The sequence below is a fragment of the Acinetobacter sp. YH12144 genome, from assembly GCF_013418345.1.
GTDB lineage: Bacteria > Pseudomonadota > Gammaproteobacteria > Pseudomonadales > Moraxellaceae > Acinetobacter > Acinetobacter amyesii.
In genome coordinates this window covers 177,927-196,898 of sequence record NZ_VPCD01000002.1, presented here as the reverse complement: position 1 = coordinate 196,898, position 18,972 = coordinate 177,927, and the positions used below count along the sequence as shown (strand labels likewise).

The window sequence follows — 18,972 nt, the reverse complement described above, 5'->3', positions numbered from 1 at the left end:
TAAAACCTTTAAAGAAGTTGAATAAATTATGAAACCTGTTGCTTTTCCTTCACAAGGCGATTTATTAAAGTTTTTTTATAATGCTACTGGTCTCATCCCGACAAAAGGTGAAGAGATTTTAGATATTTCTATTAAACCTAAAAGCTTGCATAAAAATCTAAAGCGTTTAGCAGAAGAAAAAGAATGTAACTTCTTAGAAAATTTTAATCATTACAGTGAGGAAATATTCTCTTCACTTACATCTCTTGTTGTGGAAGAAAAATTTAAAAAAATTATTGTAAATCCAATAGTTGACTTATTTAAAGGCTATTTAAGAATAATATTACAAGAGCATACGTTTTTAAATAAAAAACAAAATATAGAAAATCTTATTGAAAGATTCATTGTTGATATTGCACGTCTATGTTTCCCTTCAGAAATTTACTACAAATATCTATTAAATGACTCGTATCCTGAAGCACCCGACTTATTAAGTTGGTTAGACAATTCAGAAAAAAATCCTTTAGTCCATGCTATGACTTGGATTTATGATTCCGAAAAAATTACATATCAAACATTTCATCAACTTGATGATGTAGATCAAACTGATAAAGACCTAAATAATGTCAAAAATTGGTTAACTGGAAAAGTTCAACTGCCGAGTACCTCTCAAATTCTCAGCACCTTCCATAGAGCTTTTAAAAAACAAAGGATTAATACTAAATTAGCAGATACATATACCCTATTTCTTTTAATCGCTAGATTCCTGACCTACTGCAGTAATATATTGTCATCAACATATGGTGATTCTTTTAAAACACGATATATAGGTTTATTCATACAAGCTTATTCTGCAGTAAAAAGAGATTTTCTCATTTTATTTGAGGAACCTATTAAAGAACTAAATTCAATGAGCTTAGAAGAAAAAGAGTTTTTTTTGACTGAGCTTCTTATTGCTTATGATCAGAGATGTCATAAAAATCTTTTAGAAATGCAGGAAAAGTTTACTGTTAGACAATTATTAGAACTTTGGATACCTAAAGATAAACCTTATCATTCAGCAACTGTACGCATACATCGGTACTTAGGGTTAACAGGAAAAGCTGAAAAAATAATGAAACCCCTTAAAGAAAATATTGAGAATATGATTCATGGTTATCAGCTTATAAAGGGTTCGGAATCAAATTATGAAGTGTGGTTAGAACAATACAATAGGGTTAATAATGACTCTCTCAGCCCATGGCTTAAAAATTGGGTTGATGCAGTCTTTCTATTTGAACATAAAGAATATTCTCAAGCTCTTGAAAATATGCGAAGCGCCTTCGAAACAATACGTTATACAGCAGCAAATAAGATGATAGAGTTCTTAGAATCTTATATGATTATCAGTCTTTTAGTAGATAATAAAAGAGGATGGAAAGACTTTAAAAGGGCTTTTAAATGGGGAGTCTTTATGAATAATTTTGGAGATCTTAAACCCTTTTATTTGGTTTCTGAAGAAACAGAAATTAGAAGTATTTTCGAAGAAAAACTAATAGTAATTTCTAAGTTTGAAAATATAAGAGATTTAAAAACTTTAGCTAAATTAGTTTTTCATTTTCCATACTCTTCTACTTAAAATATAAGTTTAGTATCCATAGTAAGAATGATGAATCACCTTCCTAAAGTCATTATTTTTGATGCCTTCGGTACGCTTGTAAAAATCGGTACAAGCCGATCTCCATATCGCAAGTTAATGAAGTGGCTAAAAGATAATGGTAGAAAACCAAGCACCAAAGATGCAAGTGTTATTATGTCTAATCCTGTTGATATTGCACAATTAGCTATGCTCTTTGGAAAAAATATTCCAACTCAACTTTTGCACGAAATCAACGATGATCTTCTATTTGAGTTAAGTACAATTGAACTTTATAAAGATACGACATCCACATTACAGATATTAAAAGAGCATGGATTTAAAATTGCACTATGTTCTAATGTAGCCATGCCTTACGGAAAGCAACTTAAAAAGCTGCTTCCAAATGTATTTGATGCGCTTTTTTTAAGTTATGAGATTGGGGCTATAAAACCTGAAGATAATATCTATGAAGTTATTAAGACCCATTTCAGCTGTGAAATGTCAGAAATGCTATTTATTGGAGATCATCCAGTTTTAGATGTTGAAAAACCCATTTCTTTAGGAATGGATGCACGTTTAATTCAACGTCATAACAAGCAACTACTGACGGATGTAATAGGTGACTTAATTTTAAGGTAGTAAATCTTTGGCATTAATTTTCAATACAAAAGCAATTTTTATACTTTTTCGAAGCCATCTCTAAGCTCAACTATATTGTTTAAGATAGACTGGATATGCAAAATAAAAAATGCACAGTGACATCATGATACCCATTCCCTTATGTCTAGACGCTTTGTGCATAAAAATGGGGGCATAAAATTTCTGGGTGTGCCGTTTAACATTGCCAGCTATGCCCTGTTAACACACATGATTGCGCAAGTTTGTGGTCTAGGTGTAGGCGACTTCGTTTGGACCGGTGGGGATACACATTTATATGCCAACCATTTCGAACAAGCGCAGTTGCAATTGACACGTGAACCAATGGGTCTGTGCCAATTAAAACTCAATCCTGAAATTACCGATCTTTTCGATTTTAAATTTGAAGATATTGAAATCGTAGGTTATGAATCACATCCTGCGATTAAAGCCCCTGTTGCGGTTTAATTTCAGAAATCCCAAGTGAAAAGCAAAATCCCGCTTTACCTCAAGCGGGATTTTGCATTCTAATAGACGACAAATAATTCGGCTATTTGAGTTCAAACTATGGCATTTCAAAATTTAGAAATCGTGCACGTTGTCGCTATGGATCAGCAGCGCTGCATTGGTAAAGGTAATGATTTGCCGTGGCATATTTCTGCCGATTTACAGCACTTTAAAGCCATCACCCAAGGCGGTGTGGTGGTCATGGGACGCAAAACCTTAGAGTCTATGGGACGTACCCTACCAAAACGTGTCAATTGGGTCATTACACGAGATAACACTTGGTCATTTGAAGGTACTAAAGTCGCATATAGTATCGATGAGGCGTTAACGCAAGCAGTTGCTGATGTCGCAAGTTCCGAAAAACCAACGAGTTTGTTTATTATTGGTGGTGGTGAAATTTTTAAGCAAACCATCGGCATCGCAGACCGTTTAGAACTCACGCATGTTGAACTGGATGTTCAAGGTGATGCGCATTATCCTGAAATTCCTGCGGACTTTCAAAAAGTGGCGTCAGAACAACATATCGACGACAAAACTGGGATTGCTTTTGAGTTCGCAACTTACCGAAAATAAAGAAAAATCTTAAGCTAAAAGAAAAATATGCAACAGAGTGACCAACAAGCAATGTTCAAAAAAATAGGGCGAAGTATTCTTCATGCTCTATTTAGTGTGTTTGTCCTCTGTTCTTCGATTTGGCTCTGTGCCGCCTTGTGGATACAGCAACCGGCAGGCTGGTTAGGCAGCCGCATTATCATTGGAATCTGGATTGCTTTTGCCCTGAGCATTTTAGGCATCTATATTACCCAACACTTTTTTAGCCGTCGTAAAGATGTCTTAATTTATATTATGGGCTTTATTTGCGGTCTATTTTGGTATTTTGGCATGGAAGCGCGTCAAGATCGTGAATGGAATCCTGAAGTAGCTGAAATTCTACATTATGAAAAGCAAGGTAATCTCGTCACCTTACACAATGTGCGTAATTTCGACTGGCATGCCGATGGTAGCTTTACCCCGCGTTGGGAAACTCGCCAATATGACCTGAGTCAAATCAATGGCGTCAACATCATTACCTCGTATTGGATGGGGCCACAAATTGCCCATACACTGGTCAGTTTTGATTTTGCTGACCGACCACCGCTGACGTTTTCGATTGAAATTCGCAAAGAGAAAAATGAAGAATTCTCTGCGATTGGTGGTTTTTTCCGTAAATATGAACTGAGCCTCATTGCATCAGATGAAAAAGATATTATCTATACCCGCAGCAATACACGCGGAGAACAGGTCTATTTCTTCCCCGTAAACATGCCAAAATCTGAAATGCAGGCGCTGTTTATTGAATATCTACATAAAGCCGATGAACTGCAGACTCAACCCAAATGGTACAACACACTCACTAGTAATTGTACAACACTGGTGTTTGACATGATTCAAGCGGTTTCCAAACATCAACTTCCAACCGATTACCGCTTATTTGCATCCGGTTATTTGCCGAATTATTTGCACGACCTCCATGCCATAGACCAAAATTGGGATATGAAAACATGGTATCAAAAAGCCCATGTTAACCCTCGTGTCTCTCAAATCAAGCAACTGAGCAGTGAACAATATTCGAAGTTAATCCGACAAGGTTTGCCGCATTCACAGTCTAAGCCAAGCGCCAATCAATTGTAATTCTTAAATATTGATACAAATATGGCTAGCTTATCTGTGCGATATTTGCTTAGATAATTGAAATGCTTCCACGGGGAAATTCCGATGCTAAAACAAATATTTGTTGCTGCAACTTTGGTTTCAACTTTAGTGGTGACAGGCTGTGAAAGCATGCCTGCACAAGACAACACCATAACTGAAAATTTAAACCTATTACAAAACCGTACTTGGATTGCCACTCAGATTGGCAACACCCCAATCAAAACAGCATCCAATGCGCATAATATTCCAAGCATTCAATTCGATGCGGCTTCAAAACGTGTCTCAGGTGCAGATGGCTGTAATCGTATAATGGGCGGCTATAATGCTGGCAAAGACACCATAACGTTTGGCCCGATTGCAGCGACACAGATGGCTTGTCTCAATAACAATGGGCTAGAGCGACAGTACCATGCAGCACTCGAAAAAGTAACGCATTATCAAGTGTTTGGAAAAACATTGAAATTACTAGACCGTCATGGCAATTTATTAATTCAATATGAAAGCGCTGTTCAACCGCGTTAAATCATTTTAAAAGTCTGCTTCGGCAGACTTTTTTATTCACTGTTCAGTCATGCCAGAGACATTTAATGCACATAAACTTGTGATTAGTATACAGACGTACATTGCAGTTTTTAGCTATAACCCCATATTAAACATCAGGGAACAAGATAGGATTTCACTATGCAACAAGCGGTATTTGGTGGTGGATGCTTTTGGTGTGTAGAAGCAGTTTTTCTACAACTTCAGGGCGTGCAAACAGTTGTCAGTGGTTATGCAGGGGGAATTACTCAGCATCCAAGCTATGAGCAAATCTGTGAGGGAAATACCCAACATGCAGAAGTCATTCAGATCAATTTTGATGACAGCCAAATCAGTTTTAGCCAATTGCTGGATGTATTTTTCGCAACCCACGATCCAACCACGCTGAACCGTCAAGGCAATGATGTCGGCACACAGTATCGCTCTGTGATTTTCTATCAGGACGAATCACAAAAGCAAATCGCTGAACACCGTATTGAAGAATTAAAAGCTGAAGGCATCAATATCGTGACTGAACTCAGTCCAATGCCGACCTTCTACCCTGCCGAAGAATATCATCAGAACTTCTTTGCGCGTAACCCAAACCAAGGCTATTGTAATTTTTCAATACCACCTAAACTCATGAAATTACGTAGCAAATTTCAAGACCTACTCAAATCTGAGTGATCTGATTCAAAGGCATCTATTTTCAAAATAGAGACATAAAAAAAGCGACATTTCAGTCGCTTTTTTTAGTTATCTTTGCTCAGTGCTTAGTTATCACTGGCAAAGGCGATATCGCTGAGTCCGGCTCCACTCGCACGCGACATCACTTGTGCAACTGTGTCATAACGTGATTCTTTATCGGCTTTTAATACCAATGCAGGCTTACGTTCTTGCTGACCAGCTGTATTAAGACGACTTTCTAAATCTTCGAGCGTGACAATATCACCATTCCAAGCGATATCACCCGCTGAGTTAATGCTGATGGTTACGCTTTCAGGCGGCAGATCAATCACTTCTGCAGTCGTTTGTGGCAAGGTTAATGGAATTGATGGGTTGGCAACAGTCGCAGTCACCAAGAAGATGATCATCAATACCAACATAATATCGATGAGCGGAATGAGGTTCATCTCATTCATGCCAGCATCGTTGTCTTCACCCAATTGAAAAGCCATTAAGCTTGACCTCCAGCTAAACTTTGCTGTGCAGTTTTCACGTCTTCTTTCTTCGCAGCAGAATCTTGTTGCAACATCGTGTCAATCAATAAACCATGTGCTTGATCTTGCAATTCATTCGACAGTGTACGGTTAAAACGAACACAGATGTTATAAGCCAATACCGCAGGAATCGCCACAGCCAAACCAAGACCGGTCATGATTAAGGCTTCACCGACTGGTGTTGCCACTTGCGCTAAGCCCGCTTGACCGCTTTTACCCACAGCTACAAGAGCATGGAAAATACCCCATACAGTACCGAACAAACCTACGAACGGTGCAATTGAAGCAATCGTACCCAATACAGATACGCCTTTTTCAGCATTGGCTTTTTCTACCGAAATTTGACGTAGTAATGCTTGTTCAGCCACAGCCTTACGTTGTTCAAAAGCCAAAGGAGCAAATTTCGCTTTCAGTTTGCTTAGTGCATCTGCAAGGTGGTTATACGCCACTTGCTTGAGCTGACGTGTGCCCATAATACGAAGAACGAAGATCGTCCAAGTCGCAATCGACATTGCAAGTAACACGAAATACAGTGTTTTGCTGACTGCATCTGCATGTTGCCAATAAACTGAAAAGTTCATATTCGAACTCCTAATGGGTTAGCCGGAATCTTAATTAAGTTTAAAGTTAAATGGTTGATCAACTCGCGTCGGAGTTGCCACACCATTATCAATATATTTGGATAAACGCGCACGCTTCACTGCTGCAGTCACTTTACGGTTCACAGCAGCGCCACAAGTCGAGTTTTTAATGGTTGCTGATTCGATTTTACCTTCAGCACTTGCTGCAATCGCAACTTCAACTGTACACGACGCTTTTAATTCACCATCTTCAAATTGAACATTCGGTTTCTTAATCCAACTGACACCATTACCAATGCTCACAGTTTTAGGTGTCGGTGGCGCAGGTGGTGCTGGAGGCGCAGGTGGTGGTGCAACAGGTGCCGGAGGTGTTGGTTCAACACGAACGACTTTCGTTTCAGAAACCACAGTTGAAACAACAGGTGTTGGTGGTACGTTTTTGACCGCTTCAACAGTTGGTTTCGGCGCATCTTTCTTTTTCACCTGTTCCACTTTTTCCACTTTCTTCGGTGGAGGTGGTAAAGGCTTATCTACAATTTTAACTTCTTTTGGCTTTGGTGGCTCTTTCTTCGGTTCTGGTTTTGGCTTCGGAGGTTCTGGTTTTTTCTCTTCAACAATCTTCACAAAGCGAACTTTAATCGGATCTTTTTCGATCGGTTTAAGTTCTGGTGCTTTCATATTGCTGACCGCCCACAATACCCCCATATGCCCTACCACAACAGCGAGAAGCGCAGTAATGATTTTCTTTTTCATCGGGTTAGGTGATTGCATCATTGGAGCGGGAGATTGACTCATTAAACTCAGTTACCTTGAAGAAGCGATTGCATTTATTTTGTCAAAAATACAATCATGCTCATCGGTTAGCACAATTAAAGTACGGCAATAATAAATGAGAAGTGTTTTCATTTGCAACTATTAATTCGCCAGTTTTAATGACTTTTTTTAATCATAATATAAAAAAGGCATACCTAAAGTATGCCCTTTTATTCAAAAATTCATCTCGTTTTATTGAAATACAACAGTTTTATTACCATCGACAATAATACGATCTTCAAGATGCCATTTGACTGCACGTGCGAGCACATTACGTTCTACGTCCTGACCTAACTCACGCAATTGTTCAACAGTAAAGTCGTGGCTTACACGCTCTACGTCTTGCTCAATAATCGGCCCTTGGTCAAGATCAGCAGTCACATAGTGCGCTGTCGCACCAATCAACTTCACACCTTTTTCATGCGCTTGCTTATATGGGTTCGCACCAACAAAGGCTGGGAGGAATGAATGGTGAATGTTAATCACTTTCATTTCCCATTTTTGAACAAATTCTTCGTCTAAAATTTGCATATAACGAGCAAGAACCAATAAATCATTGCCTTGCATCAATTGATCAATTTGCTCATAAGCTTCACGTTTGTTTTCTTTGTTCACGGGAACCACTTCAAACGGAATACCGAAATTTTCTACAGATTCACGTAAAGCATCGTGATTAGACACGACTTTGGTGATTTCACATGGCAAACCACCACGTGCATGACGCCATAACAGCTCAAGCAATGCATGGTCAACTTTAGACACCAAGATACCGACTTTCTTCACATCACTGACTAAAGCTAAACGCCAGTGCATGTTGTAACGCTCAGCAACATTGCTCGCAAATGTTTGAGTTAGACTTTCTTTACGGCTTTGTAAATTGTCCAATTCGAACTCAACACGCATGAAGTATCGCCCCCCTTGAGCTTCAGTCGCGTATTGATCAAGTGCGGTAATATTTGCTCCCTGATGATACAAAAAGCTCGATACAGCTTGCACAATCCCCGGTTTATCTTCACAGGTAATGAGTAAGCGTGCTGTGTTAGCGGTCGACATATTCATGTTGGTTTATATCACTAATCAGTTAAATTGAAAAAAGAGCCGAGTATTCTAACGCTTTTTAAAGCCAGACTAAATAGTCTTATTCAGTAACCTGATGCTTTGCGTTTGAAAGACTTGCAAATAAGTCCGACGGCCCTAAAGTTTCGAGCAATCGCTCATAGGTTTCACGGCTTTCACCACGTAGATATGCACCTTCTAAGAACACCATTTGTCGTAGTGCTTGCCACACCCACTTTTCTTCCAAAGTGTTTGAGTCAGTAATATGGCCAGACATATAAAGGAAGTTGGTCCAGTTGGTCAGCACGATCCACAAGTTAATGGTTAAGGCCTCAATTTCAGAATCGGTCATCTGCATTAAGCCTGCGTCAACAAAGGCACGATAAATTTTCTGCCCTTGTTGCATGACTTGACCGGCAAAACGTGGATACATTTTGCGGAAATCTTCATTATTTTCGACCAAGTGATAAACATCACGATGTAAAAAGCGATAAGCCCATAATTGGCTACTTAACACTTGGAAATAGCGAATTTTATCATTGGCATCAAGCTGACGATCATCAGGAAGCGCTAACATTTCTAGCGTTTCATGCTGATATTGCTCCATTAATTCCTTAATAATTTCACTTTTATTTCGGAAATGGTAATACAAGTTACCTGGGCTCATTCCCAGTTCAGCAGCAATATGATTGGTTGTCACTGAACGCTCGCTACGCTCATTAAACAACTGCAAACTCAGCTGCAAAATACGTTCTTTCGTTTTTAAGGTTTTGGTGTGAGACATCCTAAAACAACCATTTATTTCAAAGCATTAGAACACTAACACATAAAGTAACTTGACTATTTAGAGTATTTGCTCTAAAAATTAATTAATCGCTAATTTGGATATGGTCGTGCGACATGAATAGTCAGACAAAAACAACTTCAATGACACCACATTCTTTTGATCACCAGCATCTCAACAATATGTTGGAACAGCAGAAACAAGCGTATTTACGTTACCCATTGCCTACAGCGAAGGAACGTATTGACCGTTTGGCTCGGCTTAAGCGTATCTTAGTTAAGTATCAAGATCAATTTGCTGATGCAATTAATCAAGACTATGGTAACCGTTCTATCGGTGAAACCAAGATTGGTGAGTTGCTCACATGTCTTGAACACATCAAATATTATAGCAAGCATTTGACAGACTGGATGAAACCATCCAAACGCCATGTCGGAATTATTCATCAACCTGCAAAAGCATGGGTGCAATATCAACCGCTTGGTGTCGTCGGCATTATTACGCCATGGAACTACCCACTGCTTCTTTCTATAGGCCCACTGATTTGTGCTTTGGCTGCGGGCAACCATGCCATGATCAAAATCTCGAGTGCCTCTGCGGCATTCGGTGATGTGCTAGAAAAAGCTCTCGCAGAAGCATTTCCTCAAGAATTGGTCGCAGTCGTCAACGGTGGTGGCCCAATTTCAGATGCGTTTAGTCACCTTGCCTTCGACAAAATGATTTTTACTGGCTCGACCAATGTCGGTAAAACCGTCATGGCGGCAGCGTCTGAAAACTTAGTTCCGGTGATTTTAGAATTAGGCGGAAAGTCACCTGTATTGGTTCATCCGTCTATTGACCTTGCAGATGTCGCACAGCGTCTTGCGGTTGGTAAACTTTGGAATGCAGGTCAAACTTGTGTTGCACCTGACTATGTGTTCTTACCTCGTGGTAAAACAGCTGAATTTTTAGATCACTATAAAGTGTGCGTTGAAGCCATGTACCCAAGTATTGCCCAAAATCAGGACTACACCTCGATTATTAATGACAAGCAGTACAACCGCCTACAAGGTTATTTAGAAGATGCGCGTGATCAAGGCGCACAAATCATCAGTTTTAACCCACAAAATGAAGATGTGGACGCTGTACGTAAAATTGCACCGACTGTTTTAACGGGTGTCACTCCAGACATGCAAATTATGCAGCATGAAATCTTCGGTCCGATCCTTCCGATCATGGAATATGATCAAATTGACGAGGTTATTGCTTTTATTAATAGCCGTCCTCGTCCACTTGCTTTATACTATTTCGACTTTGATCAGGCACGTGCCGACTATGTCGCAACACGTACCCATTCAGGACATTTCGGACAAAACACGGTATTAACCCATGTTGCTCAAGATGACCTGCCGTTTGGCGGTGTGGGGGCTTCGGGTATGGGGAAATATCATGGTCCAGAAGGTTTCTTCAGTTTGTCGCATGAACGCTCGGTGATGTCGAATCCAAAACTCTATAGTTTGAAATTCATTCTTCCACCGTTCAATAAGCCGATCCACAAACTGATTTCGAAGACACTTCTTCGATAAACGATCAAGGCATGAACGATCACACTAGGTGATCGTTCGTTTTATGCAAAATCGCTTGTCTTTTAAGCGCATTTTTGATATAAAACGCCCCTTGAATGAATTCAATGTTTTTTTTGACTGGCCATACAGATTTGCTGTTGGCTAAATCAATGGAGTTACACCATGTCTAAGGTTTGCCAAGTTACCGGCAAGCGTCCAGTCGTTGGTAACAACGTCTCACACGCCAACAACAAAACTAAACGCCGGTTCGAGCCGAACCTGCATCACCACCGTTTTTGGTTAGAAAGCGAAAAACGTTTCGTACGTCTTCGTCTAACTACTAAAGGTATGCGTATTATCGACAAATTGGGCATCGAAAAGGTTGTTGCTGACCTACGTGCTCAAGGTCAAAAGATCTAAGGAGCTACGAACATGCGTGATAAAATTCGCCTAGTTTCTTCTGCTGGTACAGGTTATTTCTACACTACCACTAAGAACAAACGTACTATGCCGGAAAAAATGGAAATCAAAAAATTTGATCCAAAAATCCGTCAACACGTAATCTTCAAAGAAGCTAAAATCAAATAATTTTAGTTTTTGAAAAAAACGACCTACTTAGGTCGTTTTTTTTTGCATTTTTTTTATTCGAATTGCTAAACTTTCAAAATGCTTTTTGGCACTTTTTGTGCTTGTCTTTTTTACCCTTAACTTAGGCTTAAGGAGTTTTTAGTGCCTCATGATGTAGAACTCATAATATTACTTGCTGTTGGCTTTGGTTTTGCCTTAATTTTTGGCTATATTGCTGCACGCCTGCGACTTCCTCCCCTTATCGGCTATCTGATTGCCGGTATTATTATTAGCCCAAACACACCTGGGGTAGTTGGCGATATCCATCTCGCTAACCAATTGGCCGAACTCGGTGTCATGTTCCTGATGTTTGGCGTGGGTATGCACTTTTCACTCAATGATTTGATGCAAGTCCGTCGTATTGCCCTCCCGGGTGCCATTTTACAAATTGCAGTGGCGACCTTACTCGGTATGGGAATTTCCATGCTTTGGGGCTGGAGCATGGGCTCAGCCTTAGTGTTTGGCTTAAGTTTGTCGTGTGCAAGTACTGTCGTTCTACTCAAAGCCTTAGGTGATCGCGGCTTACTCAACTCCGTCAATGGTAAAATTGCCGTGGGTTGGCTCTTGGTTGAAGACTTGGTGATGGTTCTGGTCCTGGTCCTTCTACCTGCGACTGCCGTACTGCTTGGCGGTCAACCGCTCACATCAGGCAGTGCCGATGAAAATATTTGGCTGACCTTAGGTCTAACTTTACTCAAAGTTGCTGGCTTTATTGCCTTCATGCTGATCATTGGTAAACGCTTAGTGCCAATGATTATGCAAGTGGTTGCGCGCTTAGGCTCACGTGAATTATTCACGCTCACCGTGGTTGCAGCAGCCGTATCTATTGCCTTTGGTGCCTACAAGGTATTTGGTGTATCCATGGCACTGGGCGCATTTTTTGCCGGTATGGTGGTCAAAGAGTCTGACTTTAGTCACCGTGCAGAAGAAGAAACTCTTCCGCTTCGTGAAATTTTTTCGATTCTGTTTTTCGTCTCCGTCGGCATGCTGTTTGATCCACGGATCTTGATTGAACAACCACTTCATGTCTTAGCAGTAGTCGGCATTATCATGATTGGTAAGACCATCGCTGCAATGGCATTAGTATTGTTCTTCCGCTACCCCATCAATACCGCATTAACCGTTGGGGCAAGCTTGGCGCAAATTGGTGAGTTCTCATTTATTTTGGCGACCTTGGGTGTATCTCTAAACCTCCTTTCTATGGAAGGACAAAATCTGATACTGGCAGGTGCTTTAATCTCGATTACGCTGAATTCATTTGTATTTTCTGCCATCGAGCCTATGCAGCGACTCATCCGTGAGCGCTCGAATTTGGCTCGTTTACTGGAACGTAGTAGTGACCCATTGGCCATGTTGCCGGATGAGGTCTCACAGGATTATCTACGTGATCAGGTGGTGCTGATTGGTCATGGTGAAGTCGGTCGTCGTATTACCCGCGAATTAATGAATGAAAACATTAAAGTGGTTATTGCTGAAGAAAACCGTGAAATCGTGGAAAACTTACGGGAAAAAGGCATCGCTGCGGTATCTGGTGTGGCAACAGAACCCGGCGTTTTAATTCAAGCCCATATTCAACACGCACGCCTTTTGGTCATTTCACCCATGGATATTTTAGATATTCATAAAATTGTCGACATTGCCAAAATGCTGAATCCGTCTATCCAAGTGTTGGTTTGTGCGGAAAGCAAAGAAGAAGCTGAAGTCATTCGTCGTGACAATGTCGGTGAGGTTTATTATGCCAAAGAGGAAATGGCGAAAAATATGAGCAATCATATTTTAAATCAAATCCAAATTGCCCATCACCAAACACCGACACACTAAGTGCCTAAATAAAACGCTTAGGGGCAATACCAAAAAGGCGATGCATTAAAGCATCGCCTTTTTTAAACTGATAAAATTCAGTAATTTTAAAATTACAAATAATTGAATTTAAAAAACATATTGATAAAATGAGCATCAAACGAAGCATCATGTTAAATACTTCAAACAAGATACGAGATAAACATGTTCATTCTTTATTTAGGCCTTGCCATTATTATAATTGGCGGTCTGGGCTTTCTCATCGCTGCATTTAAAACCAGTATTTTATGGGGACTAGGCTGTCTATTGTTTTATCCCATTTCCATCGTCTTTCTAATTCTGTATTGGCAAGATGCCAAAAATCCATTTTTCTTACAGCTCATCGGGGTCTTCATTGTATTTTTAGGTTCGATGCTGATCTCACCTGCTGAACTGGGCAAAATCTAAGTGCCATTTTGGGTATAAAAAAAACGCACCGAAAGGTGCGTTTTCCTCATCATGATCCACAAAATCAGCAGCTATATGATTAGCTCATATATTTAGGCTTTTCATCGACCACTTCAGCATGCCATTCATCCACTTGTTTTTCTAACAAACCAAACAGTGCAGCCTGAATCATTTGCTGAGCGATCACATTCATTTGATCGCCCAAAATATTGCGCAATTCTTCATTGAATTGGATAGTCACCAAAGGTTCTTTTTCTGAGCCTGCATTACGCAATGCCAACTCACCACCTTCCAATTGAACCAGCTCTAAAATTGCTTCCTGGTTCCCAAAGAGTTCTTTCAACTGTTCTATAGACATATATCCCTCCATGCGCAACATGGTGATAAAGGCATCTGCACTTTGTATTACTTAGATAATCTTATATCGGGTTAAATAAATTTATTTCAAGTAGCAATAGTCCGATTAGAACTCCACCATCTCGTTACGAAATCCATCAATCAATTGGGTTAGATCACGATGCCATTCACGCAAAATAGCGGTATCTGGCAACCATGCTTGCGGTGTTTGAGTGACTTTAATAATTAAATTTGAAGACGTTTCATCTTCTGGCTCTGGTGCAGACGGTTCAGGTGCATACTGACACATACGATGTGCGCGTTTCAGCTCTGCAATAAAACCCTGCTTTGCCAATTGCTGCATAACAGTCACTTCAGGTGATACCTGACCTTTTTCAGCCATCAGCGTTTCAATCGACTTTAACGTGGGCGCAGGATCATTTAAACGATAGTAACGCACCAACTCTTGTAAAAACGCAAGTACTGCACCATGCAAATGAAAAACTGCTGCTTCGCGATAAGCCTGAGCTTGTTGAACATGATCGGTCTGCTCAGCTTGCTGACATGCAAGACGGGTAAAATATAACTTTTGATTGGTACGATCAGCATGAAAGCGAGCAACACGAGACATGAACAATTCCCTAAATTTTGGCGTTTTTCTACATGAATAAGCTTAAACGGATTTTTAGGAAATTCACAATAAATATTATGGATGATCGATTTCAATTAAATAAATGTCACGCTTGGCAGGAACAGGCATATCCCAATCAATCATCCTGATATTTTCCAGACGCCAAGCCCAGTACCCTGCTGCCCAATATGTCGCCTGCGCTTGCTCTACCTCTGTTTCAGTCCATGCATGAACGTCATATACATCGACCTTCGCCACTGCACGTCCAATATCTTCATCTCCGCTTTCATGTAAGTAGCGTTGATTTTCCACGATCACTAAATCTTTTAAAGGCAAATGTTCGGGCTGCCATGAGCGGACTTCAAGCGTTTTAAGCCCACACGCAATGTTCGAACCAGATGGCGCAACAATAGACAAAGCCGAGTAGCATTTTTTCATAGATCACCGATAAAAAAAGGAGCGTTACGCTCCTTTTTGAATTTATGCTTTAGGCTTATCTTCAGCCGCTTTTACGCGAATACCCGCACCTTTGACTTTCAAAGTATTCAGGCCTTTAATCGCTTTTACAGCTTCACGACCATTTGGCATTTCGACAAAACCAAACCCTTTCGATTTACCTGTGCTTGCATCCATAACAACAACAGCAGACTCTACTGCGCCAAATGGTTTAAACAGTTCAACCAATTCTGCTTCAGTAACTGAACGCTCTAAGTTACGTACTAAAATTTTCATTCAATCTTCCAAATAGACAGCATCATCAAAAAGCATTTGTCTATTTTGCTTTTTAACTTGCGTGTAAATCACGTCAAAAATCTATTTTAATCGAGATCGATACCAAAATCTAAATTAATCGATTTTCTTTCGATTAACGCACTTTTTACGGTTTGCTGACGGGTTTTATAGTGTGTTTCCAAACTACATAAATTTCGAGTTAAATCATTCATAAAGTAACTTTCTACTTTACGCCCTTGCTCATCGACAGTTTCACGCGCCCAGTGGTTCAAGTTTTGCTTAGTCAAAATCAGTTCATTTTGCGCACGTGTCAGCGCTACATATAACACGCGACGCTCTTCTTCCACTTCATCGAAATTGCCTTGGGCACGTGCATGCGGGTATTGCCCTGGCGTGACATTCGCCACATAACAGACTTTTTGCTCCGTTCCTTTTGCCGAATGAATGGTAATTAAAGTCACGACATCACTGTCAGATTGGCGTTCAATTTCAGAAATGGACACTGGATCAAGGACATATTCTTCTAAGAATTCACTCAACTGCGTATGTTTGGATGCCAGTTGTTTCACCAAATCAAAATCACCCTGACGGCGGTTCCAATCTTTTTTATAGTTTTCTTCTAGCTGCTCAGAAATCGCTTGAACAGCCAAGCTTACACATTCTTTGACCTGATCTTTCAACACCGACATTTGCTTCATCATCAGAATCGCTTGGTCAGGTACTTTGCCAAAATTTTCCAACTTGGTTGCAATGGCTTGCATTTCTGGCTCAAGTAAAATCTGCTGCGATAACTTACTCGCACCGACATCACCCACACCATTCCACAAGGTTAAAAAGCGCATCCACGCGATATCATCTAAAGGATTGGCCACTACACGCAGCACACTGAGCAAGTCTTTGACATGGGCTGTTTCAAGTAATTTCATTCCGCCAATAAAGCGATACGGCACGTTTGCGGCAATACAGGCTGCTTCAATATGACGAGCAGCAAAGCTTGAACGCACAAGCACCATATGATCCGACCATTTGCTGCCTTCGAGGTAATGACGTTCTTTGATGTCGATGGCAATCCATTTGGCTTCATCAAACTCATTCGGGAAAATATGCATTTTCGGCTTAATCCCTTCCCCACGATAAGCATCTAAGCGTTTGTCATATTTAATTTCGCTTTCATCCAACAACCAATTCGACAGATCTAAAATTTCTTGGGTTGAACGATAATTTTTTTCGAGTTTAAAAATCTGTGCGTCGGGTACACGCTCTTTGAAATGATGAATATTTTCAAAGTCTGCACCACGGAAGCCGTAAATGGACTGTGCATCATCGCCGACACAGAACAAGCTGGCACGGTCCTTTAGTGGCTCAAGTAACGCCCATTGCAGCGGATTGGTATCCTGCATTTCATCAACCAACATGTGGCGACAAATTGAAGCGACATAATCGACCAGTCCATCTGATTCCGCCAAGGCTTTCGCCACAATCGCCAAGATATCGTCATAATCTAAAAAACTACGCGCACGTTTACGAGCTTCGTATTCTTTCATGATATCCGCGATTTGATCTTTCAACGCAAAGTACTCAGGCATTTGCTTTTCCATGGCAATGCTAAGTTTTTGGCGCGTATTCCGCGCAAAGGAATACAGATCACAGAGTTCTTTCGGCTTGGGCAAGTGATTGGGGTTTTTCTTATCATCACGGCCACGAATCAGGCGGAACATCATGAGTTGATCATCACGATCAATAATCGAAAACTGTTCTAGACCAAAGGCTTTTGGAATACGGCGCAAGAGGTACATACAAAAGGTATGAAAGGTTGATGCACGTAACCCTTTGGCTTGCTCACCTAGAGCCAACTCCACACGAGCGACAATTTCACTGGCCGCACGGCGAGTAAAAGTCAAAATTTGAATTTGATTGGCAGGCACGCCTTGATCAATTAAATAAGCTGCACGCGCTACGATGGTTTTGGTTTTACCACAACCTGCTCCTGCCAAAACCAAGCTATGCTGTGCTTCTGTTGTTGCGGCTTGTTTTTGTTGAGGATTTAATTCATCAATCAGGTTGGCTAAACTCATGGTGTCTCATCGTGCTATGTGAATTGGTAGTTTAACAGAGCTACCCTAAATTCACAGCGTAGACGACTACAAAGTGACTCAACTTGACGCGGAAACACACCGTTTTAACCATGACTATTCATTTAAAATTTTCATTGTTTATACAGTAAAAAATCAGTAGATTTACAATTCAATATCATTAGAAAAACAAAGACCTATTTAAATCCATAGGCTTATAACTTTAGAAAATAACCATCTCTAGGAATCATGACATGTTCAATAAATGTTCACAGCTTTCATTGTTGGTACTGAGTGGTAGTTTTTTTCTAAGCCCAAGTATTCAAGCTGCAGATGGACTTAGTCCCATGACACCTAGTGAGTGCCAAAAAGATTTTAACTTTAGCTCTGAATTTATACTCAAAAATGATGCTGGTATTCGAGCAAAAAACTGGGACAACTATCCAGAAAATATTCAAAAGGTCATAAATGAGCAAAACACTAAAATTACACAAGTAAATTCGGTCGATGCCTGTAAAGAAATTACCAATCACTTTCTCAAATCTATTCGTAAAGGCCATCTGAGCTTAGGCCAAAAAACCATATCAGAAGCCATCACAGAGAGTTCAACAATACAATCAAGCAATCTCGTGACCACGCAAAAATTATCCGAGCAGACAACCTTAATTACCATCCCAACTTTTGATCTGTCTGTTCAAAATCAACTTGAAAAGATCATTCAAGACAATCAAAACCAAGTGTTAGACGCACGTTTTTTAATTCTTGATCTACGCAAAAACTCAGGCGGTTTTGATACATCAGCACAACCCCTTTATCCACTTTTGGGAGCAGCTGAGTATTGGTTTGAAATGCCCCAAATTTATGCATCTACAGATAATATTCAATCATGAAAAGAAACAGCCAAAACCTTACCTGATGGAGAAATCAAGGTAGAATTTAATCGTATGATTGCTAAACTTGAAAGCAACAAAAATAGCTGGGTTGGGATGACAAAGCAGAAAGAGGAAAAATATGTGATCGCCCATTCAGACGTAAAAGCTACGCCCCAAAAAGTTGTTATTCTGTCAGATGAAGAATGCGGTAGTTCGTGTGAAATGTTTATTTTAACCGCACGTCAAAATCCGAATGTTTTAGTCATGGGGCGTAACACTTATGGGGCTTTAGATGCTTCAAATATTCGAACCATCAAAACGCCATCTCAACAATTCACACTGTATTATGCAACCACATTTATCCACCGCCGTACCGGGCAGCAAATTGACGACATTGGTATTGCACCTAATATTCGTCTCCCTAAACCGCAAAATCTAACCGAGTACCAAGCAGAAGTTACATTTGCACAGCACTATTTAGAAAATCGCTTATAGAAATAACACTT

The 18,972-nt window shown here is 40.2% G+C and carries 23 protein-coding genes and 1 pseudogene; 14 read left to right on the top strand and 10 right to left on the bottom strand.

The window, feature by feature from the left end; translation table 11 throughout:
- The first annotated feature begins 28 nt into the window (after positions 1-28).
- The 7 genes and pseudogenes from FTU79_RS02640 (at position 29) to msrA (ending at position 5,638) form a co-directional block, all read left to right on the top strand.
- Positions 29-1,597 carry a hypothetical protein gene (locus FTU79_RS02640; RefSeq protein ID WP_180048851.1) on the top strand — a complete coding sequence of 523 codons (1,569 nt, stop codon included), beginning with the start codon at positions 29-31 and terminating at the stop codon, positions 1,595-1,597.
- 30 nt (positions 1,598-1,627) lie between these two features.
- Positions 1,628-2,236 carry an HAD family hydrolase gene (locus FTU79_RS02635; RefSeq protein ID WP_180048850.1) on the top strand — a complete coding sequence of 203 codons (609 nt, stop codon included), beginning with the start codon at positions 1,628-1,630 and terminating at the stop codon, positions 2,234-2,236.
- A gap of 180 nt (positions 2,237-2,416) precedes the next feature.
- Positions 2,417-2,701, top strand: a pseudogene (gene thyA / locus FTU79_RS02630) (thymidylate synthase); the annotation flags it as partial.
- 99 nt (positions 2,702-2,800) lie between these two features.
- On the top strand, positions 2,801-3,313 hold the full coding sequence (locus tag FTU79_RS02625) for a dihydrofolate reductase (RefSeq protein ID WP_180010197.1): 513 nt from the start codon (positions 2,801-2,803) through the stop codon (positions 3,311-3,313).
- Between the two features lie 27 nt (positions 3,314-3,340).
- The gene (locus FTU79_RS02620) at positions 3,341-4,411 is read left to right on the top strand and encodes a DUF4105 domain-containing protein (protein WP_180048848.1); all 1,071 of its coding nucleotides are present in this window, start codon (positions 3,341-3,343) and stop codon (positions 4,409-4,411) included.
- 84 nt (positions 4,412-4,495) lie between these two features.
- On the top strand, positions 4,496-4,954 hold the full coding sequence (locus tag FTU79_RS02615; protein ID WP_180048847.1) for an META domain-containing protein: 459 nt from the start codon (positions 4,496-4,498) through the stop codon (positions 4,952-4,954).
- 159 nt (positions 4,955-5,113) lie between these two features.
- Positions 5,114-5,638, top strand: coding sequence for a peptide-methionine (S)-S-oxide reductase MsrA (gene msrA / locus FTU79_RS02610; protein WP_180048846.1), 525 nt, complete (start codon positions 5,114-5,116; stop codon positions 5,636-5,638).
- Positions 5,639-5,724: 86 nt separating this feature from the next.
- Here the strand turns inward: msrA and FTU79_RS02605 are convergent, their stop codons facing one another.
- From FTU79_RS02605 to FTU79_RS02585, 5 genes are all read right to left on the bottom strand, one after another.
- Positions 5,725-6,129 (bottom strand): biopolymer transporter ExbD, encoded by a 405-nt coding sequence (locus FTU79_RS02605; RefSeq protein WP_078189686.1) that lies wholly within the window; start codon positions 6,127-6,129, stop codon positions 5,725-5,727.
- The gene (locus FTU79_RS02600; RefSeq protein WP_168377886.1) at positions 6,129-6,752 is read right to left on the bottom strand and encodes a MotA/TolQ/ExbB proton channel family protein; all 624 of its coding nucleotides are present in this window, start codon (positions 6,750-6,752) and stop codon (positions 6,129-6,131) included. The genes FTU79_RS02605 and FTU79_RS02600 overlap by 1 nt, the downstream gene beginning before the upstream one ends.
- A 30-nt stretch (positions 6,753-6,782) precedes the next feature.
- Entirely contained in the window at positions 6,783-7,547 is a 765-nt protein-coding gene (locus tag FTU79_RS02595; RefSeq protein ID WP_078189688.1) for a TonB family protein, read from the bottom strand.
- Between the two features lie 210 nt (positions 7,548-7,757).
- A complete protein-coding gene (gene purU / locus FTU79_RS02590) occupies positions 7,758-8,624 on the bottom strand; it encodes a formyltetrahydrofolate deformylase (protein WP_078192727.1) in 867 nt (288 codons plus the stop codon).
- A gap of 79 nt (positions 8,625-8,703) precedes the next feature.
- A complete protein-coding gene (locus FTU79_RS02585) occupies positions 8,704-9,405 on the bottom strand; it encodes a TetR/AcrR family transcriptional regulator (protein ID WP_168377888.1) in 702 nt (233 codons plus the stop codon).
- A gap of 116 nt (positions 9,406-9,521) precedes the next feature.
- Here FTU79_RS02585 and FTU79_RS02580 point away from each other — a divergent pair, with 116 nt between their 5' ends.
- The 5 genes from FTU79_RS02580 (at position 9,522) to FTU79_RS02560 (ending at position 13,823) form a co-directional block, all read left to right on the top strand.
- Positions 9,522-10,970 carry a coniferyl aldehyde dehydrogenase gene (locus FTU79_RS02580; RefSeq protein WP_180007171.1) on the top strand — a complete coding sequence of 483 codons (1,449 nt, stop codon included), beginning with the start codon at positions 9,522-9,524 and terminating at the stop codon, positions 10,968-10,970.
- A gap of 162 nt (positions 10,971-11,132) precedes the next feature.
- On the top strand, positions 11,133-11,369 hold the full coding sequence (gene rpmB, locus FTU79_RS02575) for a 50S ribosomal protein L28 (RefSeq protein WP_000048256.1): 237 nt from the start codon (positions 11,133-11,135) through the stop codon (positions 11,367-11,369).
- Between the two features lie 12 nt (positions 11,370-11,381).
- Positions 11,382-11,537, top strand: coding sequence for a 50S ribosomal protein L33 (gene rpmG / locus FTU79_RS02570; protein WP_001205031.1), 156 nt, complete (start codon positions 11,382-11,384; stop codon positions 11,535-11,537).
- Positions 11,538-11,678: 141 nt separating this feature from the next.
- Positions 11,679-13,397 carry a cation:proton antiporter gene (locus FTU79_RS02565; RefSeq protein WP_180048845.1) on the top strand — a complete coding sequence of 573 codons (1,719 nt, stop codon included), beginning with the start codon at positions 11,679-11,681 and terminating at the stop codon, positions 13,395-13,397.
- Positions 13,398-13,580: 183 nt separating this feature from the next.
- Complete coding sequence (locus FTU79_RS02560; RefSeq protein ID WP_180048844.1) at positions 13,581-13,823, top strand: hypothetical protein; 243 nt, start codon at positions 13,581-13,583, stop codon at positions 13,821-13,823.
- A gap of 79 nt (positions 13,824-13,902) precedes the next feature.
- Here FTU79_RS02560 and FTU79_RS02555 read toward each other — a convergent pair whose 3' ends face one another.
- From FTU79_RS02555 to FTU79_RS02535, 5 genes are all read right to left on the bottom strand, one after another.
- A complete protein-coding gene (locus FTU79_RS02555) occupies positions 13,903-14,181 on the bottom strand; it encodes a hypothetical protein (protein ID WP_078189694.1) in 279 nt (92 codons plus the stop codon).
- 105 nt (positions 14,182-14,286) lie between these two features.
- Positions 14,287-14,790, bottom strand: coding sequence for a DUF6586 family protein (locus FTU79_RS02550; protein WP_078189695.1), 504 nt, complete (start codon positions 14,788-14,790; stop codon positions 14,287-14,289).
- A 75-nt stretch (positions 14,791-14,865) separates the two neighbouring features.
- Positions 14,866-15,228: an ASCH domain-containing protein gene (locus FTU79_RS02545; protein ID WP_180048843.1), complete on the bottom strand. Its 363-nt coding sequence runs from the start codon at positions 15,226-15,228 to the stop codon at positions 14,866-14,868.
- A 42-nt stretch (positions 15,229-15,270) separates the two neighbouring features.
- The gene (locus tag FTU79_RS02540; RefSeq protein ID WP_078189697.1) at positions 15,271-15,522 is read right to left on the bottom strand and encodes an RNA-binding protein; all 252 of its coding nucleotides are present in this window, start codon (positions 15,520-15,522) and stop codon (positions 15,271-15,273) included.
- An 86-nt stretch (positions 15,523-15,608) separates the two neighbouring features.
- Positions 15,609-17,597, bottom strand: coding sequence for an ATP-dependent helicase (locus FTU79_RS02535; protein ID WP_180048842.1), 1,989 nt, complete (start codon positions 17,595-17,597; stop codon positions 15,609-15,611).
- 251 nt (positions 17,598-17,848) lie between these two features.
- Between FTU79_RS02535 and FTU79_RS02530 the strand changes: the two genes are divergently transcribed.
- Together FTU79_RS02530 and FTU79_RS02525 are read left to right on the top strand one after the other, a co-directional pair.
- The gene (locus tag FTU79_RS02530; protein ID WP_180048841.1) at positions 17,849-18,484 is read left to right on the top strand and encodes a S41 family peptidase; all 636 of its coding nucleotides are present in this window, start codon (positions 17,849-17,851) and stop codon (positions 18,482-18,484) included.
- A gap of 96 nt (positions 18,485-18,580) precedes the next feature.
- On the top strand, positions 18,581-18,961 hold the full coding sequence (locus FTU79_RS02525) for a S41 family peptidase (RefSeq protein ID WP_180048840.1): 381 nt from the start codon (positions 18,581-18,583) through the stop codon (positions 18,959-18,961).
- The last annotated feature ends 11 nt before the right edge of the window (positions 18,962-18,972 follow it).

What these genes read in the sequence shown, in the direction of transcription:
- FTU79_RS02605 (WP_078189686.1), bottom strand. Translation starts at nt 6,129, where the DNA reads ATGGCTTTTCAATTGGGTGAAGACAACGATGCTGGCATGAATGAGATG.
- FTU79_RS02640 (WP_180048851.1), top strand. Translation starts at nt 29, where the DNA reads ATGAAACCTGTTGCTTTTCCTTCACAAGGCGATTTATTAAAGTTTTTT.
- FTU79_RS02635 (WP_180048850.1), top strand. Translation starts at nt 1,628, where the DNA reads ATGAATCACCTTCCTAAAGTCATTATTTTTGATGCCTTCGGTACGCTT.
- FTU79_RS02585 (WP_168377888.1), bottom strand. Translation starts at nt 9,405, where the DNA reads ATGTCTCACACCAAAACCTTAAAAACGAAAGAACGTATTTTGCAGCTG.
- FTU79_RS02560 (WP_180048844.1), top strand. Translation starts at nt 13,581, where the DNA reads ATGTTCATTCTTTATTTAGGCCTTGCCATTATTATAATTGGCGGTCTG.
- purU (WP_078192727.1), bottom strand. Translation starts at nt 8,624, where the DNA reads ATGAATATGTCGACCGCTAACACAGCACGCTTACTCATTACCTGTGAA.
- FTU79_RS02625 (WP_180010197.1), top strand. Translation starts at nt 2,801, where the DNA reads ATGGCATTTCAAAATTTAGAAATCGTGCACGTTGTCGCTATGGATCAG.
- msrA (WP_180048846.1), top strand. Translation starts at nt 5,114, where the DNA reads ATGCAACAAGCGGTATTTGGTGGTGGATGCTTTTGGTGTGTAGAAGCA.
- FTU79_RS02555 (WP_078189694.1), bottom strand. Translation starts at nt 14,181, where the DNA reads ATGTCTATAGAACAGTTGAAAGAACTCTTTGGGAACCAGGAAGCAATT.
- rpmB (WP_000048256.1), top strand. Translation starts at nt 11,133, where the DNA reads ATGTCTAAGGTTTGCCAAGTTACCGGCAAGCGTCCAGTCGTTGGTAAC.
- FTU79_RS02615 (WP_180048847.1), top strand. Translation starts at nt 4,496, where the DNA reads ATGCTAAAACAAATATTTGTTGCTGCAACTTTGGTTTCAACTTTAGTG.
- FTU79_RS02540 (WP_078189697.1), bottom strand. Translation starts at nt 15,522, where the DNA reads ATGAAAATTTTAGTACGTAACTTAGAGCGTTCAGTTACTGAAGCAGAA.
- FTU79_RS02530 (WP_180048841.1), top strand. Translation starts at nt 17,849, where the DNA reads ATGTTCAATAAATGTTCACAGCTTTCATTGTTGGTACTGAGTGGTAGT.
- FTU79_RS02550 (WP_078189695.1), bottom strand. Translation starts at nt 14,790, where the DNA reads ATGTCTCGTGTTGCTCGCTTTCATGCTGATCGTACCAATCAAAAGTTA.
- FTU79_RS02580 (WP_180007171.1), top strand. Translation starts at nt 9,522, where the DNA reads ATGAATAGTCAGACAAAAACAACTTCAATGACACCACATTCTTTTGAT.
- FTU79_RS02525 (WP_180048840.1), top strand. Translation starts at nt 18,581, where the DNA reads ATGACAAAGCAGAAAGAGGAAAAATATGTGATCGCCCATTCAGACGTA.
- FTU79_RS02600 (WP_168377886.1), bottom strand. Translation starts at nt 6,752, where the DNA reads ATGAACTTTTCAGTTTATTGGCAACATGCAGATGCAGTCAGCAAAACA.
- FTU79_RS02595 (WP_078189688.1), bottom strand. Translation starts at nt 7,547, where the DNA reads ATGAGTCAATCTCCCGCTCCAATGATGCAATCACCTAACCCGATGAAA.
- FTU79_RS02620 (WP_180048848.1), top strand. Translation starts at nt 3,341, where the DNA reads ATGCAACAGAGTGACCAACAAGCAATGTTCAAAAAAATAGGGCGAAGT.
- FTU79_RS02535 (WP_180048842.1), bottom strand. Translation starts at nt 17,597, where the DNA reads ATGAGTTTAGCCAACCTGATTGATGAATTAAATCCTCAACAAAAACAA.
- FTU79_RS02545 (WP_180048843.1), bottom strand. Translation starts at nt 15,228, where the DNA reads ATGAAAAAATGCTACTCGGCTTTGTCTATTGTTGCGCCATCTGGTTCG.
- rpmG (WP_001205031.1), top strand. Translation starts at nt 11,382, where the DNA reads ATGCGTGATAAAATTCGCCTAGTTTCTTCTGCTGGTACAGGTTATTTC.